The 14,199-nt window shown below is 70.2% G+C and carries 17 protein-coding genes; 9 read left to right on the forward strand and 8 right to left on the reverse strand.

The genetic code is table 11. The features are described from left to right. Positions 1 to 26 precede the first annotated feature (26 nt). Genes CK240_RS00705 through ccmI form a run of 3 tightly spaced genes read right to left on the reverse strand, consistent with a single transcriptional unit; the run spans position 27 to position 1,893 of the window. Complete coding sequence (locus CK240_RS00705) at positions 27 to 200, reverse strand: DUF1289 domain-containing protein (RefSeq protein WP_095638418.1); 174 nt, start codon at positions 198 to 200, stop codon at positions 27 to 29. Beyond that, positions 197 to 664, reverse strand: a complete 468-nt coding sequence (ruvX, locus tag CK240_RS00710) for a Holliday junction resolvase RuvX (RefSeq protein WP_095638419.1) — start codon at positions 662 to 664, stop codon at positions 197 to 199. The genes CK240_RS00705 and ruvX overlap by 4 nt, the downstream gene beginning before the upstream one ends. Further along, on the reverse strand, positions 661 to 1,893 hold the full coding sequence (gene ccmI / locus CK240_RS00715; protein ID WP_095638420.1) for a c-type cytochrome biogenesis protein CcmI: 1,233 nt from the start codon (positions 1,891 to 1,893) through the stop codon (positions 661 to 663). Before ccmI ends, ruvX begins: the two co-directional genes overlap by 4 nt. A 264-nt stretch (positions 1,894 to 2,157) precedes the next feature. Between ccmI and CK240_RS18555 the strand changes: the two genes are divergently transcribed. Both CK240_RS18555 and CK240_RS00720 read left to right on the forward strand, forming a co-directional pair. Then, on the forward strand, positions 2,158 to 2,334 hold the full coding sequence (locus tag CK240_RS18555) for a hypothetical protein (protein WP_167649935.1): 177 nt from the start codon (positions 2,158 to 2,160) through the stop codon (positions 2,332 to 2,334). A gap of 111 nt (positions 2,335 to 2,445) precedes the next feature. Beyond that, the gene (locus CK240_RS00720; protein ID WP_095638421.1) at positions 2,446 to 2,733 is read left to right on the forward strand and encodes a hypothetical protein; all 288 of its coding nucleotides are present in this window, start codon (positions 2,446 to 2,448) and stop codon (positions 2,731 to 2,733) included. A 219-nt stretch (positions 2,734 to 2,952) separates the two neighbouring features. Here the strand turns inward: CK240_RS00720 and CK240_RS00725 are convergent, their stop codons facing one another. After that, entirely contained in the window at positions 2,953 to 3,552 is a 600-nt protein-coding gene (locus CK240_RS00725; RefSeq protein ID WP_095638422.1) for a superoxide dismutase, read from the reverse strand. A 185-nt stretch (positions 3,553 to 3,737) separates the two neighbouring features. On the opposite strand from CK240_RS00725, the gene CK240_RS00730 reads away from it, so the two are divergent. The 3 genes from CK240_RS00730 to der are packed head-to-tail and all read left to right on the forward strand — an operon-like array spanning position 3,738 to position 7,305. Then, entirely contained in the window at positions 3,738 to 4,463 is a 726-nt protein-coding gene (locus CK240_RS00730; protein WP_095638423.1) for a hypothetical protein, read from the forward strand. 38 nt (positions 4,464 to 4,501) lie between these two features. After that, a complete protein-coding gene (locus CK240_RS00735) occupies positions 4,502 to 5,824 on the forward strand; it encodes an outer membrane protein assembly factor BamB family protein (RefSeq protein ID WP_095638424.1) in 1,323 nt (440 codons plus the stop codon). Next, positions 5,824 to 7,305, forward strand: a complete 1,482-nt coding sequence (gene der, locus CK240_RS00740; RefSeq protein ID WP_095638425.1) for a ribosome biogenesis GTPase Der — start codon at positions 5,824 to 5,826, stop codon at positions 7,303 to 7,305. Before CK240_RS00735 ends, der begins: the two co-directional genes overlap by 1 nt. A gap of 87 nt (positions 7,306 to 7,392) precedes the next feature. Here the strand turns inward: der and pip are convergent, their stop codons facing one another. Then, entirely contained in the window at positions 7,393 to 8,370 is a 978-nt protein-coding gene (gene pip / locus CK240_RS00745) for a prolyl aminopeptidase (protein ID WP_095638426.1), read from the reverse strand. 60 nt (positions 8,371 to 8,430) lie between these two features. Between pip and ubiG the strand changes: the two genes are divergently transcribed. Continuing rightward, positions 8,431 to 9,177, forward strand: coding sequence for a bifunctional 2-polyprenyl-6-hydroxyphenol methylase/3-demethylubiquinol 3-O-methyltransferase UbiG (ubiG, locus tag CK240_RS00750; protein WP_095638427.1), 747 nt, complete (start codon positions 8,431 to 8,433; stop codon positions 9,175 to 9,177). A gap of 3 nt (positions 9,178 to 9,180) precedes the next feature. Here ubiG and CK240_RS00755 read toward each other — a convergent pair whose 3' ends face one another. From CK240_RS00755 to grxC, 3 genes are read right to left on the reverse strand one after another with little or no spacing between them, the layout of a single operon-like run. Next, positions 9,181 to 9,633: a MarR family winged helix-turn-helix transcriptional regulator gene (locus tag CK240_RS00755; RefSeq protein ID WP_095638428.1), complete on the reverse strand. Its 453-nt coding sequence runs from the start codon at positions 9,631 to 9,633 to the stop codon at positions 9,181 to 9,183. Further along, on the reverse strand, positions 9,630 to 10,469 hold the full coding sequence (locus CK240_RS00760; RefSeq protein WP_095638429.1) for a carbon-nitrogen hydrolase family protein: 840 nt from the start codon (positions 10,467 to 10,469) through the stop codon (positions 9,630 to 9,632). Before CK240_RS00760 ends, CK240_RS00755 begins: the two co-directional genes overlap by 4 nt. Positions 10,470 to 10,472: 3 nt before the next feature. Further along, a complete protein-coding gene (grxC, locus tag CK240_RS00765) occupies positions 10,473 to 10,733 on the reverse strand; it encodes a glutaredoxin 3 (RefSeq protein WP_095638430.1) in 261 nt (86 codons plus the stop codon). Positions 10,734 to 10,945: 212 nt separating this feature from the next. On the opposite strand from grxC, the gene CK240_RS00770 reads away from it, so the two are divergent. The 3 genes from CK240_RS00770 (at position 10,946) to rimP (ending at position 14,198) form a co-directional block, all read left to right on the forward strand. Further along, complete coding sequence (locus tag CK240_RS00770) at positions 10,946 to 12,046, forward strand: carboxynorspermidine decarboxylase (RefSeq protein WP_095638431.1); 1,101 nt, start codon at positions 10,946 to 10,948, stop codon at positions 12,044 to 12,046. 27 nt (positions 12,047 to 12,073) lie between these two features. After that, positions 12,074 to 13,306 carry a saccharopine dehydrogenase family protein gene (locus CK240_RS00775; RefSeq protein WP_095638432.1) on the forward strand — a complete coding sequence of 411 codons (1,233 nt, stop codon included), beginning with the start codon at positions 12,074 to 12,076 and terminating at the stop codon, positions 13,304 to 13,306. Between the two features lie 214 nt (positions 13,307 to 13,520). Next, positions 13,521 to 14,198, forward strand: a complete 678-nt coding sequence (gene rimP / locus CK240_RS00780) for a ribosome maturation factor RimP (protein WP_095638433.1) — start codon at positions 13,521 to 13,523, stop codon at positions 14,196 to 14,198. The last annotated feature ends 1 nt before the right edge of the window (position 14,199 follow it).

The raw sequence follows: 14,199 nt of genomic DNA on the forward strand, positions 1-14,199 counted from the left end.
TCAGGTGGCGGCCTTCAAGTTGGACCTCAGGGCTCCACGCTGACCATCGCGGCTTCGATCCGCCGCAGGACCCCGCGCTTTTCCTCGTCGCTCATCCGGCTCCAGCGGGCGATCTCGTCCAGCGTCCGCAGGCAGCCGGCGCAGACCCGCGTGGCGGGGTCCAGGGCGCAGAGCTTGCGGCAGGGGCTTTCGACGCTCATGAAAGGTGGCGCAGGCGGTCCAGCGCACCTTGCAGGATATAGCCCGCCGCCACCTGGTCGATGACCTCGGCCCGCTTGCGGCGCGAAGCGTCGGCTTCCAGCAGGGCGCGCTCGGCGGCGACGGTGGACAGGCGCTCGTCCCAGAAGGACAGGGGCAGGGGGGTCAGCCGCTCGAGGTTGCGGGCGAAGGCGCGGGTGGACTGGACGCGGGGGCCTTCGCTGCCGTCCATGTTCAGGGGCAGGCCCAGCACCAGCCCGACAAGGCCCCGGTCGGCCGCGATCCGCAGCAGTTCGGCCGCGTCCAGCGTGAACTTCTGACGCCGGATCACCGTCAGGGGCGAGGCGACCTGCCGCAGGCCGTCGCTGACGGCGACCCCGATGGTCTTGGTGCCCAGGTCCAGCCCGGCGATGGCGCCGGTGCGGGGAAGGGCGGCGGCAAAATCCTCGAAGGCGGCGCAGATCATGGGGCGGACACCCCGACTTCGGCGGCGGCAGCCTCGATCACGGCGCTCGCCTCGGGCATCGCGCCGAAGCGGGTGCGCGCCTCGGCCAGGATCTCGCGCGCGTGGGATTCGTTGTCGATGCGGACCAGCGAGGTGATGAGCCGCGCCCATTCCTCGGGGGTGCCGCCCTCGGTCGCAAGGCGGGCTTCCAGGTTCCGGACCATGCCCGCGATCATCTCCTGGCGTTCCTCGGGCGTCATGTCGCCTGCCGCCGCCATCGCCCCGGCATCGGGGCCGGGCAGGGCGGGAGCGGAGGGAGCCTCGGGCGGGACATAGTCAGGCTGCCCGGCCAGCCAGGCAAGGTCGGGGATCAGCTGACGGATGGGTCCCACCCACGGCGCAGCGGGGGGGCTGCTTTCCAGAAGGTCGCGCCAGATCCCGAAGGCGATGTCGGGCCGGTCGTTCTGGGCATACATCAGACCCTGAAGATAGCGCGCCTGCCCGTTGGCGGGGTCGATCCGCAGGGCCGCCTCGATCTGCCCGCGCGCCTCGGTCGAGACGAGACCGCCCGCCGCCTCGATCATCAGCGCGGCGAGACGGGTGTGATCCGCCGCCTGCGCGTCCGTGCCCCGCACGGCGATCAGCCGTTCCTGCGCCTGCCGCGCGGCGGCGGTGTTGCCCAGCCGCGCCTCATGCTCGGCCAGCAGCGCGAGGCCCTGCGGATCGTCGGGACGCTGCGCCACGGCGGCGCGAAGCTGCTCGATCAGGCGCAGGTAGTCGGGGTCGGGCTGGGGCTTCGGCCGCTCGGGGGCGCGGGCCTCGGCATCGGCCTGCAAGGGCAGGTCGCGCAAGCGTTCGTCGGCGGCGGCGATGCGCGCACCCAGCGGCAGGTCGGGCATCGCCGGGGCGCCGAGCCGCCAGTAGACGGCGGCGCTGGCCACAAGCGCGGCACCCAGCAGCACGGCCGCGATCCAGGGGCGCGACACCTTCCCGGACGGTGCAGCCTGCCGTGCCATCGCCCGGTCGGCGTCGAGGATCTTGCGCCCGATCTCGGTCCGCAGCCGCTCGGCCTCGGTCTGGGTCAGCACGCCCCGGGTGACGTCGCGGTCCACCTCGCGCAGCTGGTCGCGGTAGACGCCCAGATCATAGGCCGCGGCCGGCTCTGCCGTGCCGGCGGAGCCCCGGAAGAAGGGCCGCAGGATCGCCGCCGCCACCATCGCCGTCATTGCCGCCGTCAGGATCCAGAACATCGCCGCCTCGCTTTCCTGACGGAGCAGATAAGGACAAAGCCGGCCGGGCGAAAGCGGCCGGACGCCGCAGAGGGTCCCCGAAGGCCGTCCTGCGACCCGCGGGCACCCTGCCCGGACATGCGGCCCGCCCCGGACTTGCGACGAACCGCCTCGCCGCGCGGCGTTTCAGCGACGAAGGGGCGATGGTCGAGAGGGCGCATCGGATCTGGCCGGGAAACCCGCGCGGGGCGGCATGCGTTCGAAAAGCGTCAAGGAGAGTCGGTCATGGCAGCCCGCAACCCGTCGAACAGGAACCTCTGGATCATCGCGGCCCTCGTGGTGCTCAGCGCGGCGATGCTCGCCTGGCTGGTCGGTTCGGGTGGCCTGCCGGGCGCCAGTGTCGCGGATGTCAGCGTGGCCCCGCCGCCCGGCCAGAGCGCAGTGCAGGCCGGCAGCACCTGACCGGAGCGTCAGGCTGAATGAAATCATGCCGCGTCCTGCAGGATGGTTTGCAGGGCACGGTCGGGGCCGGAACGTTCCGGCGGTCAACGTCCAGTATGCGGAGGTCTTTTCATGGCAAATCCCGGAAATTCGCGGTCCGGCAGCGGCGGCATCAGTCCCTGGACGCTGGTCATCATCGCGGCGGCCGTCATCCTGGCGATTGTGCTGTTCTTCCTGTGGGCCCCCCTGCAGGCGCCGGTCCCGAGCCCCGACAGCCCCGTCGCGACCGGCACCGTGGGCGCCCCGGCCGGAACCACCGGCCAGACCAGCGACGCCCAGCCCGGCGCGCCTGGCGCGGCGCCCGCGAACCCGGACCTCGCGCCCGGGTCCGGCACCGACATCACGCGCGGAAACAACTGACGCGCCTGCGGCCGCCCGGTTGGTGCCGGGCGGCCCTGCGACCGGGCCATGGACTCGCGGGCCGCGTCGGCGGCGGGGGCTTTGCCCCCCGGCCCCTGCGGGTCGTTCCCCCCCGGGATAGTTGGGCGAAGAAGAACGCGCGTGGCACCGATGCCGACCGGCGCAAAGGAAAAGGCCCGCCGGATGGCGGGCCCTCGTCGTTCGGTGGCCGTCCGCGGCTTACATGCGCGAGGCGACGTTTTCCCAGTTCACGAGGTTTTCCAGGAAGTTCTCCAGGTACTTCGGCCGGGCGTTGCGGAAGTCGATGTAATAGGAATGTTCCCACACGTCGCAGCCCAGCAGCGCCGTCTGGCCCTTGCAGAGCGGGTTCACGCCGTTTTCCGTCTTGGTGATCTCCAGCCCGCCCTGGCTGTTGCGGACCAGCCAGGCCCAGCCCGAGCCGAACTGACCGACACCGGCTTCGGTGAACTTCTTCTTGAAGTCCGCGACCGAGCCGAAGGATTCGATCAGCGCGGCTTCCAGGTTGCCGGGGATCTTGCCGGGGTTCGGGCCCATCATCTCCCAGAACTGGGTGTGGTTCCAGTGCTGGCTGGCGTTGTTGAAGATGCCGTTCTGGGCCACCGCGCCGTCCTGGTAGGTGCCCTTGACGATTTCCTCGAGCGAGGCGTTTTCCCACTCGGTTCCCGCGATCAGCTCGTTCAGCTTGTCCACATAGGCCTTGTGGTGCTTGTCGTGGTGGAACTCCAGCGTCTCCCTCGACATCCCGCCGCTCGACAGCGCGTCGTGGGAATAAGGCAGGTCGGGCAGGGTGAAAGCCATGTTCGCAGTCCTTTCAGGGATTTGTCTGATGCGTCGGGACGCACTCTCGCCGCCGCGAAAACGCCTTGCAAGAGGAAGCGGTTCCTTTGGTCCGTTTTGGACGGCGCCCGTGCGGGCGTTGGCAAACCGGCGCGCGCATGTGTAGAAGGGCGGGAACACGACCAAGGGCAGGGGCGCAGGCGCGCATGGCGAACCAGAACGACCGTTTCATCGACGAGGTCACCGAGGATCTGCGCCGCGACCGGCTGTTCCTGATGCTGCGCCGCTATGGCTGGATCGCGGTCCTGCTGATCCTGGCCCTGGTGGCGGGGGCCGCCTGGCGCGAATATGCCTCGTCGCGCGACCGCGCGGCCGCGCGCGCCTTCGGCGACGCGATCCTTGCGGCCGAGGCCGAAACGGACGCCGCCGCGCGTGCCGACGCCCTTGCCGCGGTGCCGGCCGCCAACCCGCGGCAGGCGGGACTGCGAGACCTGTTGTCGGCGAACGCCCTGGTCGAGGCGGACAACCCGTCCGCTGCCGCCCAGCGCTATGACGCGGTGTCGACGGCGGCGGGGGACAACACCGTCGTGCGCGACCTCGCGGCGCTCAAGGCCGTGATCGCGCAGGGCCGCGAGATGAACCCGGCCGAGCGCGACGCCGTGCTGGCCCAGCTGTCCGCCCCCGGCGCGCCCTTCGAACTGATCGCGCTGGAACTGAAGGCCGTCGCGCTGTCGGGCGCAGGCCGCAAGGACGATGCCGTGACGCTGATCCGCCAGATCCAGCAGAAGGACGGGCTGACCCAGACCATGCGCCAGCGCCTGGCCGAGCACCTCATCACCCTGGGTGTCGATCCCGAGCCCGAGACCGACAGCCAGACCGCCCCCGACTCGACCCTCGCGGCCGAGGTGATGCCGCCCGCGACGGGCGGTTGAGACCGCACGTTCCCGCCCGCGCCGCACCGGAGCCCGCCATGACCAGACTGACCACGCTGCTGCCCCTGATCGCCCTGTCCGCACTGGCGGCCTGCCAGCAGCGCGATGAGATCCTGCCCGGCACGCGGCTTGACCCGCGCGAGATCGTCTCGCCCGAAGGACCCGCGGTCGAGGGGCCCGCGGGGGTGACCTCGACGGCGCTGAACCTGTCCGCACCGGTGTCGGTGGAATGGACCACGCGGGCGGGCAACCCGGCGCACCGCATTCCCCATGCCGCGCTTGCGGGCAACGGCCAGCAGCGCCTGTGGTCGGCGCCCATCGGCGAGGGCTCGGCCCGGCGCTATCGCATCACCGCCGACCCGGTGGTCGCGGGCGGGCGGGTCTTCACGCTGGACAGCCGCGCGCAGGTGATCGCGACGGCGCTGAACGGCGCGACGGCCTGGCGGCGCGACCTGACGCCCGCGGCCGAAAGCGGCGACAGCGCCTCGGGCGGCGGCATCGCCTTTGAGGGCGGGCGGGTCTTCGTGACCACGGGCTATGGCGAACTGGTCGCGCTGGACGCGGGCACGGGCGCGGTGCTGTGGCGCCAAAGGGTGGACGCGCCCATCGGCGGGGCGCCCACCGTGCAGAACGGCGTGGTCTATGTGGTCGGCCGCGATGCGACCGGCTGGGCCGTGCGCGCGGCCGACGGGCGCGTGCTGTGGACGGTGGCGGGCATCCGCGCGCAGTCGGGCGCAACCGGCGTCGCGGCCCCCGCAGTGGACGGCGACCTCGTGATCTTCCCCTTCGCCTCGGGCCAGCTGCTGGCCGTGGACAGCGCCACCGGCACCGAGCGCTGGAGCGCGCAGGTCGCGGGCAGCCGGCGCGGCCGCGCCATCGCCTTCATCCGCGACCTGACCGGCGATCCTGTGATCGCGGGCGACGTGGTGCTGGCGGGGTCGTCCTCGGGGCGGATCTATGCCTTCGACCGCGCGACCGGCACCGAGATCTGGACCGACAAGGACGGGGCGAACAGCCCGGTGCTGCTTGCGGGCGGCTCGGTCTTCGCGGTCAACGACCAGGCGCAGCTGGTGCGGCTGGACGCGGCCACCGGCGGGCGCATCTTCGCGGTCAACCTGCCCTATTACACCGACAGGCGCGAGCGGCGGCAGGATTCGATCCATGCCCATTACGGCCCGGTGCTGGCGGGCGGGCGGCTGTTCGTCGCCTCGTCGGACGGCATCCTTCGCAGTTTCGATCCCCGGTCCGGTGCGCTGGTCGGGCAGGCGCCGATCCCCGGGGGCGCGGCAACCGCGCCAGTCGTGTCGGGCGGCACCTTGTATGTCACCGGCCGCGATGGCCAGCTTCACGCGTACAGGTAATGACCTTCACACTCGCCATCGTCGGACGGCCCAATGTCGGCAAGTCCACCCTGTTCAACCGCCTCGTGGGCAAGCGGCTGGCGCTGGTCGATGACCAGCCGGGCGTCACCCGCGACCTGCGCGAGGGCGACGCGCGCCTGGGCGACCTGCGCTTCGTCGTGATCGACTCGGCCGGCCTCGAGATGGTCGAGGACGATTCGCTGCAGGGCCGGATGCGGCGGCTGACCGAGCGCGCCGTGGACGAGGCCGACATCTGCCTGTTCGTCATCGACGCCCGCGCGGGCGTCACGGCGGCGGACGAGTATTTCGCCGACATCCTGCGCAAGCGCGCCAAGCACGTCATCCTGGCCGCCAACAAGGCCGAGGGGGCCGCGGGCGAGGCCGGCGCGACCGAAGCCTGGTCGCTGGGGCTGGGCGAGCCGCTGCGCATCTCGGCCGAGCATGGCGAGGGGCTCGAGGACATCTACCGTGTCCTGAAGCCCCTGTCCGAGATCGTCGAGGCCGAGCGCCCCGCGCCCATCGCGCCGGAAACCGACGTCACCCTGACCGACGAGCAGGCGGAATCGGGCGAGGGTGCCGAGGACTGGCGCCCCAGCGCCGCCCGTCCCTTGCAGATCGCCGTGATCGGGCGGCCGAACGCGGGCAAGTCCACGCTGATCAACAAGATCATCGGCGAGGACCGGCTGCTGACCGGCCCCGAGGCGGGGATCACGCGCGACTCGATCTCGGTCAGGTCCGACTTCATGGGCACTCCGGTCCGCATCTTCGACACCGCGGGGATGCGGAAGAAGGCGCGGATCACCGACAAGGTGGAAAGGCTTTCCGTCGCGGACGGGTTGCGCGCGGTGCGCTTCGCCGAGGTCGTGGTGGTCCTGCTGGACGTGGCCATCCCCTTCGAGCAGCAGGACCTGCGCATCGCCGATTTCGCCGAAACCGAGGGCCGGGCGGTCGTGGTCGCCGCGAACAAGTGGGACCTCGAGGAAGACAAGCCGCAGAAGCTGAATGAGCTGCGCGAGGCCTTCGAGCGGCTGCTGCCGCAGCTCAAGGGCGCGCCCCTGGTCACCGTCTCGGCCCGCACGGGCAAGGGGCTGGACCGGCTGCACAATGCGATCCTGAAGGCGCATGAGGTCTGGAACCGCCGGATCAGCACGGCGCGGCTGAACCAGTGGCTGATCGCCATGACCGAGGCGCATCCGCCGCCCGCGCCGGGCGGCCGCCGCATCCGGCTGCGCTACATGACGCAGGTGAAGACGCGCCCGCCGGGTTTCGTCGTCATGGCCACGCACACAGACCAGATCCCCGAAAGCTATCGCCGCTATCTGGTCAACGGGCTGCGGCAGGATTTCGACCTGCCGGGAACGCCGATCCGGCTGACCTTCCGCGACCAGGGAACCAAGAACCCCTACAAGGACAAGTCGAACAAGCGGCAGACCGGGGCGCTGGCCAAGCACAAGGACCGGCAGAAGCCCAGGGAAGCGTGAGCTTCGGCGCCGGACCGGGGCGCTGCCCCATCGTCGTATACGACGATCCCGGGATATTTGCCTCCGGCCCGAGGACCGCGGCTTGCGTCAGTCGAGGCCCGCCATCGCCTGCATGACCCGGACAAGCTCAGCCGCGATGCGGGGCTCGGTCAGGGCATGGCCCGAGGCGGGGATCATGCGCAGTTCGGCCCTTGCCCAGCCTTGGGCCAGCGTCCAGGCGCTGAGCGGCGGGCAGACCATGTCGTAGCGGCCCTGCACGATCACGGCGGGCAGGTGCTCGATCCGGCGGCGGTCGCGCAGAAGCTGGCCTTCGTCCAGGAAGCAGGCATGGACGAAATAATGGTTTTCCAGCCGGGCGAAGGCGCGCGCATAGGCAGGCGGCGCATGGCCGGGCGAGCCGTTGTCCAGTCCCGCCAGCGCATTTTCCCAGGCGAGCCAGGGCATGGCATAGCGCGTCTCGATCGCCGGGTCCCCGCTGAACAGGCGCCGGTGATAGGCCGCGACCAAGTCGCCCCGCTCGGGTTCCGGGATCACGTCGCGGAAGCGCTGCCAGAGTTCCGGCCAGAAGCGGCCCGCGCCGCCGCCGTAGAACCAGTCGAGTTCCGATTGCTGGCCGAGGAAGACCCCGCGCAGCACCAGCGCCGACACGGCGTCCGGCCGGGCCTCGGCATAGGCGAGCGCCAGCGTCGCGCCCCAGGAGCCGCCGAACAGCACCGCCGGGGGCAGGCGAAGCTCGGCCCGGATCGCGTCGATGTCCGACAGAAGATGCCCGGTGGTGTTGGCCATCACCGAGGCATGGGGCTGCGAGCGTCCGCAGCCCCGCTGGTCGAACAGCACGATCCGCCAGTGCCCGGGGTCGAAGAAGCGCCGCATCATCGGGCTGCAGCCGCCGCCGGGGCCGCCGTGCAGGACCATGACGGGGCGGCCCTGCGGGTTGCCGCATTGCTCGACATAGATGCGGTGGCCGTCGCCCCGGTCGATCATGCGCGCGTCAAAGGGCTCGATCGGCGGGTAAAGCCGCCCGTGCGAGGGTGACGCGGCGTTTCGGTCTGCCATGCGGTCCATGTCCAAGATATATACCGCCCCGCGGCAGGACGCCAACCGGCGCAGAACGAGGGACTTGAGATGGACGCAACCGGACCCAGCAGCATCGACGCGGCCGAGGTCGCCAAGTTCCAGGCGATGGCCGCCGAATGGTGGGACCCGGCGGGCAAGTTCAAGCCGCTGCACATGCTGAACCCGGTTCGGCTGGACTATATCACGGGCCAGATCGCCGCCGAGTTCGGGCGCGACCGCAGGTCCCTGCGGCCCTTCGAGGGTCTGCGCCTGCTGGACATCGGCTGCGGCGGCGGGCTGGTGGCCGAGCCCATGGCGCGGCTGGGGGCCACCGTCACGGGCGCGGATGCGGCGGCCGAGAACATCGAGGTCGCGCGCGTCCATGCCGCCCAGTCGGACCTGCCCATCGACTATCGCGCGACCACCGCCGAGGCGATCCTGGCCGAAGGCGCCCGCTTCGACGTGGTGCTGGCGCTGGAGATCGTCGAGCACGTGGCCGACCCGCAGGCCTTTGTCGCCACCTGTGCGCGGCTTCTGCGGCCGGGGGGGCTGCTAATCGCCTCGACGCTGAACCGCACGCCGCAAAGCTTCGCCGCCGCCATCGTCGGGGCCGAATGGATCATGCGCTGGCTGCCGCGCGGCACGCATGAATGGTCGCGCTTCATCCGCCCCGACGAACTGGCGGGCATGTTCGAGGCGGCGGGCGTCGGCGTGGTGGACCGCAGCGGGATGGTCTTCAACCCGCTCGGCTGGTCATGGTCGCTGTCCAAGCGCGACCTGTCGGTGAACTACCTGGTGACGGGGGTGAGGCAGTAAGGCTTACGCCTCTTCCTCAAGCCGCTCGCGCAACCGGCGCAGGACGGGCAGGGCGCGGCGGACCTCGGACGGGCCGATGTCGCGGACGACCTCGGTCAGGCGCGGCAGAAAGGCCGCCAGCGCCGCGTCGCGCGCCACCCGCCCCGAGGGGCTGATGCCCACCCACTTGCGTCGCGCGTCGTCCCAGTCGGGCCGGACATGGACATGGCCCGCCCATTCGAGGCGACTGATGGTGTTGGTCATGGCGCTGCGGTTGACGTGGAAGGCCTCGGCCAACTGCGCGGGCGTGCGTTCCTCGTTCAGGTGGGCAAGCAGGTTCAGCACCGAGAAATGCGACAGCTGCATCCCCTTGGGCAGGGCGCGTGTGACCATCGCGCGGGCCATCTGTTCGCTGATGATGACCTCGGCGAATAGGCTGGCCGCCAGCGAGGCGGTGGATTCGCCGTCGTCGCTCATGGCCCCCAGACCACGGGATCGTGGCGCCAGGCGGGAACGCGGCTGCGGGCGTCGTCCACGAGGGCCATGTCCAGATCGACGGGCGTGACGCCGGGCTCAGTGCCCGCGTCGGCCAGCACCTCGCCCCAGGGTGCCACGGCCAGCGAACGGCCATAGCTTTCGCGGGGCTTCTTGCCGGGGCTGTGGGGCGCGGGGTGGGTGCCGGTCTGGGCGGCGGCCAGCACGAAGCAGCCCGTCTCGATGGCGCGGGCGCGCAGAAGCACGTCCCAATGCGCCTCGCCCGTCTGGGGATGGAAGGCCGAGGGAACGATAAGGACCCGCGCGCCGGCCTTGGCGAGCCTGCGGTAAAGCGCGGGAAAGCGCAGGTCGTAGCAGACCGTCATCCCGATGGGCTCGGGGCCCTGCGCCAGCACTGCCTGGTCGCCGGGCCGGAAGGTGCGGCTTTCGCAGAAGCTCTCGCCTTCCGAGATGGTGGCGTCGAACATGTGGATCTTGTCGTAACGCGCGGCGATTTCCCCGTCGGGCGCGAGAAGAAAGCTGCGGTTGACGAAACGGTCCTCGGCCGGGTCGTCCTGGCGCAGGGACAGCGATCCGACCGACAGCCAGACGCCAAGCTCGCGCGCGGCGTCGCGCAGGGCGGCCAGCGTGGGGTCCTCGCTTTCGGGGACCAGCAGCGCGCGCTGGCGGTCGCGGTCGGGGGTCAGGATGTTCGTGGCTTCGGGCGTCAGCAGCAGGGTCGCGCCGCCCGCCGCCGCCTGGCGCACGAAGTCCAGCGTCACGGGCAGGTTGGCCGCCGGATCGTCGCCGACGTTCAACTGGATCAGGGCGGCGCGCATGGATTACAGGCCCAGCAGCGCGTCCAGCTTTCCCTGCCGGTCCAGCGCGTGGATGTCATCCGAGCCGCCCACGTGCGTCCCGTCGATGAAGATCTGCGGCACGGTGCGGCGGCCGTGGGCGCGCTGGGTCATCTCGACCCGGCGCCCGGGCTCGCGGCCGACGTCGATCAGTTCGTAATCCACGCCCTTCTTCTGCAGAAGCCCGCGCGCGGCGTGGCAGTAGGGGCAGCTCTGGGTGGCGTAGATCTCGACGCGGGCGGTCATGGCAAGGCTCCTGTCAGGCGATGGTGATGATCTAGGGGCGAACACCCCGGCGCACCAGATGGGCGAGCGCCCCGGCGCGACGCAACCGCAACGCGGCGGGCGCGGGCCCGTTCCCCGGGCAGCGGCTGTCACGCGGGCGTCGCAGTTGCTTGTCAGGCAGGGCCCACGCCCCTATATGCCCGGTTTCCCTTTGCCGCCCGAGGCTTCCGCCCATGACCGAACCGCAGACGCCCTTCTACCTGATCGACCGCGCCAAGCTGCAGGCGAACATGGACAAGATGGCGCGGCTGCGCGAGCGGTCCGGCGCCAAGACCCTGCTGGCCCTGAAATGCTTCGCCACCTGGGGCGTCTTCGACCAGATGTCGCAGTTCATGGACGGCACCACCTCGTCTTCGCTGAACGAATTGCGGCTGGGGCGCGAGAAGTTCGGCGGCGAGACCCACGCCTATTCCGTCGCCTGGGCCGATCACGAGATCGACGAGGCGGTGGGCTACGCCGACAAGATCATCTTCAACTCGCTCGGCCAGCTCGACCGCTTCGCCGACAGGGCGCAGGGGATCGCGCGCGGGCTGCGGCTGAACCCGCGCTTCTCGACCAGCGGCTTCGACCTGGCCGACCCGGCGCGCCAGTTCTCGCGCCTGGGCGAATGGGACATGGCGCGGCTGGAACAGGCGCTGGACCGGATCACCGGCGTCATGATCCACTACAACTGCGAGAACCGGGACTTCGATCTCTTTTCGGGCCAGCTCGACCGGATCGAGGCCGAGTTCGGCGGCTTCCTGGAAAAGCTGAAATGGGTCAGCCTCGGCGGCGGCATCCATTTCACCGGCGAGGGCTATCCGCTGGACGCCCTGGCAGACCGGCTCAGGGCGTTTGCGGACCGCTTCGGCGTGCAGGTCTACCTGGAACCGGGCGAGGCGAGCATCACCGGCACCACGACGCTGGAACTCACGGTGCTGGACATCCTGAACAACGGGAAAGAGGTCGCGGTCGTGGACAGCTCGATCGAGGCGCACATGCTCGACCTGCTGATCTACCGCGAGAACGCGAAGCTGCCGCAGGACGGCGCGCATGAATACCAGATCGCGGGCAAGTCCTGCCTTGCGGGCGACATCTTCGGCGACGGGCGCTTTCCCGCGCCGCTGAAGGTCGGCGACCGCATCAGCGTGCAGGACGCGGCCGGCTACACCATGGTCAAGAAGAACTGGTTCAACGGCGTCGCCATGCCCGCCATCTGCATCCGCGAGCTTGACGGCCGCATCACGACCGTCCGCTCGTTCGGTTACGACGACTACCGGGACTCGCTGTCCTGACCCCAACCTCGAAAGGAGATCGCTGCGGTGGCTAAACCCAACGTCCTCATCATCGGCGCCGGCGGCGTCGCCCAGGTCGTGGCCCACAAGGTCGCGCAATGGTCGGGCGAGTTCGGCGAGATCCACATGGCGAACCGGACCCAGTCCAAGGCCGACGCCATTGTCGAGGGGATCAGGACGAAGGGCCACGCGAAAGGCCGCACGATCACGACCCACGCGCTGGACGCGATGGACAGCGCCGCGGTCGCCGACCTGATCCGCAGGACCGGCGCGAAGATCGTCATCAACGTGGGCTCGTCCTTCGTGAACATGACGGTGCTGCAGGGCTGCATCGACGCCGGCGCGGCCTATATCGACACCGCGATCCACGAGGACCCGGCGAAGATCTGCGAAACGCCGCCGTGGTACGGCAACTACGAATGGAAGCGGCGCGAGGCCGTCGAGGCGGCCGGCATCACCGCCGTCTTGGGCGCGGGCTTCGATCCCGGCGTCGTCAACGCCTATGCCCGGCTGGCCGAGGACGAGTATTTCGACACGGTCGAGTCGATCGACATCGTGGACATCAACGCGGGTTCGCACGGCCGCTATTTCGCCACGAACTTCGACCCCGAGATCAACTTCCGCGAATTCACCGGCACCGTCTATTCCTGGCAGGGCGGCGAGTGGCGCGAGAACGCGATGTTCGAGGTCGGGCGCGAGTGGGACCTGCCGGTGGTCGGCAAGCAGACCGCCTATCTCTCGGGCCATGACGAGGTCCACAGCCTGTCCGCGCGCTATCCGCAGGCCGACGTGCGCTTCTGGATGGGATTCGGGCCGCATTACATCAACGTCTTCACCGTGCTGAAGAACCTCGGCCTTCTGTCCGAGCAGCCCGTCCGCACCGCCGAGGGGCAGGAGGTCGTGCCGCTCAAGCTCGTCAAGGCCGTGCTGCCCGACCCGGCGAGCCTCGCGCCGGACTATACCGGCAAGACCTGCATCGGCGACCTTGTGAAGGGCACCCGCGACGGCCAGTCGGGCGAGGTCTTCATCTACAACGTGGCCGACCATCGGGAAGCCTACGAGGAAGTCGGCAGCCAGGGCATCAGCTACACGGCGGGCGTGCCCCCGGTCGCGGCCGCGATCCTGATCGCGCGCGGCCCCTGGGACGTGAAGCGCATGGCCAATGTGGAGGACCTGCCCGCCCGTCCCTTCCTGGAACTGCTGGGCGAGATGGGCCTGCCCACCCGCGTGATCGACGCGGATGGCGACCGCCCGATCTGAGACGGGGCAGGGGCGGGCCGTTCGGGTCCGCCACCTTGCCGGCCCGGAAAAGGCCGCCCGACAGGCGTGCCCGTCGCGGGTCGTGTCGCGGGCCTTGCATTCGGGGTGATCTTCCCCTATCTAGACCTCACAGCGGCGCGGGGGTCCAAACTTCGCCCACCGGATGCTTGCACGGGCCGCCTGACGGCCCGTTTTTCATTTTCAGGATCGGACAATGACCGACCTCATCGCCAAGACCGCCATCGACCGGCGCCTGGCCGAGATCATCCAGCCGGTGATCGAGGGCATGGGCTTCGAACTCGTGCGCATCCGCCTGCAGGGCGGCAAGACCGCCACGCTGCAGATCATGGCCGACCGCCCCGAGGGCGGCATCAACGTCGAGGACTGCGCCGAGATCTCGACCGCGGTCAGCGCCACGCTGGATGTCGAGGACCCGCTCGAGGACGCCTATCATCTGGAAGTCTCCAGCCCCGGCATCGACCGGCCGCTGACGCGCCTCAAGGACTTCGCCACCTTCGAGGGCTATGACGCGCGGCTGGAAACCAACCAGCCCATCGACGGCCGCAAGCGCTTCAAGGGCGTGCTGGCGGGCGTCGAGGGGGACGAGGTCCTGCTGAACATCGAGGAGCAGGGCCAGACCCATACCATCGGCCTGAACTTCGACCTTCTGGCCGACGCCAAGCTTCTGCTGACCGACGAGCTGATCGCGCTGATGCTGAAGCAGCGGAAAGAGGCGGGCACGCTGCCCCCCGGCGCCGAAGCGGGCGCGGGCATCGGCGACGGCCGCGCGATCGACCCGGACGACGCGGGCTTCGACGAGATCGAAATGGATGACGAGGGGCTGGACCCCGAAACCGAACAGGGCGGCCGTGATGCCGCGACCAAGGAGTGAT

The organism is Paracoccus salipaludis (genome assembly GCF_002287065.1).
Lineage (GTDB): Bacteria > Pseudomonadota > Alphaproteobacteria > Rhodobacterales > Rhodobacteraceae > Paracoccus > Paracoccus salipaludis.

Excerpts from the sequence above, each read along its gene's own strand:
- CK240_RS00705 (WP_095638418.1), bottom strand. The coding sequence starts at position 200 with ATGAGCGTCGAAAGCCCCTGCCGCAAGCTCTGCGCCCTGGACCCCGCC.
- ruvX (WP_095638419.1), bottom strand. The coding sequence starts at position 664 with ATGATCTGCGCCGCCTTCGAGGATTTTGCCGCCGCCCTTCCCCGCACC.
- ccmI (WP_095638420.1), bottom strand. The coding sequence starts at position 1,893 with ATGTTCTGGATCCTGACGGCGGCAATGACGGCGATGGTGGCGGCGGCG.
- CK240_RS18555 (WP_167649935.1), top strand. The coding sequence starts at position 2,158 with ATGGCAGCCCGCAACCCGTCGAACAGGAACCTCTGGATCATCGCGGCC.
- CK240_RS00720 (WP_095638421.1), top strand. The coding sequence starts at position 2,446 with ATGGCAAATCCCGGAAATTCGCGGTCCGGCAGCGGCGGCATCAGTCCC.
- CK240_RS00725 (WP_095638422.1), bottom strand. The coding sequence starts at position 3,552 with ATGGCTTTCACCCTGCCCGACCTGCCTTATTCCCACGACGCGCTGTCG.
- CK240_RS00730 (WP_095638423.1), top strand. The coding sequence starts at position 3,738 with ATGGCGAACCAGAACGACCGTTTCATCGACGAGGTCACCGAGGATCTG.
- CK240_RS00735 (WP_095638424.1), top strand. The coding sequence starts at position 4,502 with ATGACCAGACTGACCACGCTGCTGCCCCTGATCGCCCTGTCCGCACTG.
- der (WP_095638425.1), top strand. The coding sequence starts at position 5,824 with ATGACCTTCACACTCGCCATCGTCGGACGGCCCAATGTCGGCAAGTCC.
- pip (WP_095638426.1), bottom strand. The coding sequence starts at position 8,370 with ATGGACCGCATGGCAGACCGAAACGCCGCGTCACCCTCGCACGGGCGG.
- ubiG (WP_095638427.1), top strand. The coding sequence starts at position 8,431 with ATGGACGCAACCGGACCCAGCAGCATCGACGCGGCCGAGGTCGCCAAG.
- CK240_RS00755 (WP_095638428.1), bottom strand. The coding sequence starts at position 9,633 with ATGAGCGACGACGGCGAATCCACCGCCTCGCTGGCGGCCAGCCTATTC.
- CK240_RS00760 (WP_095638429.1), bottom strand. The coding sequence starts at position 10,469 with ATGCGCGCCGCCCTGATCCAGTTGAACGTCGGCGACGATCCGGCGGCC.
- grxC (WP_095638430.1), bottom strand. The coding sequence starts at position 10,733 with ATGACCGCCCGCGTCGAGATCTACGCCACCCAGAGCTGCCCCTACTGC.
- CK240_RS00770 (WP_095638431.1), top strand. The coding sequence starts at position 10,946 with ATGACCGAACCGCAGACGCCCTTCTACCTGATCGACCGCGCCAAGCTG.
- rimP (WP_095638433.1), top strand. The coding sequence starts at position 13,521 with ATGACCGACCTCATCGCCAAGACCGCCATCGACCGGCGCCTGGCCGAG.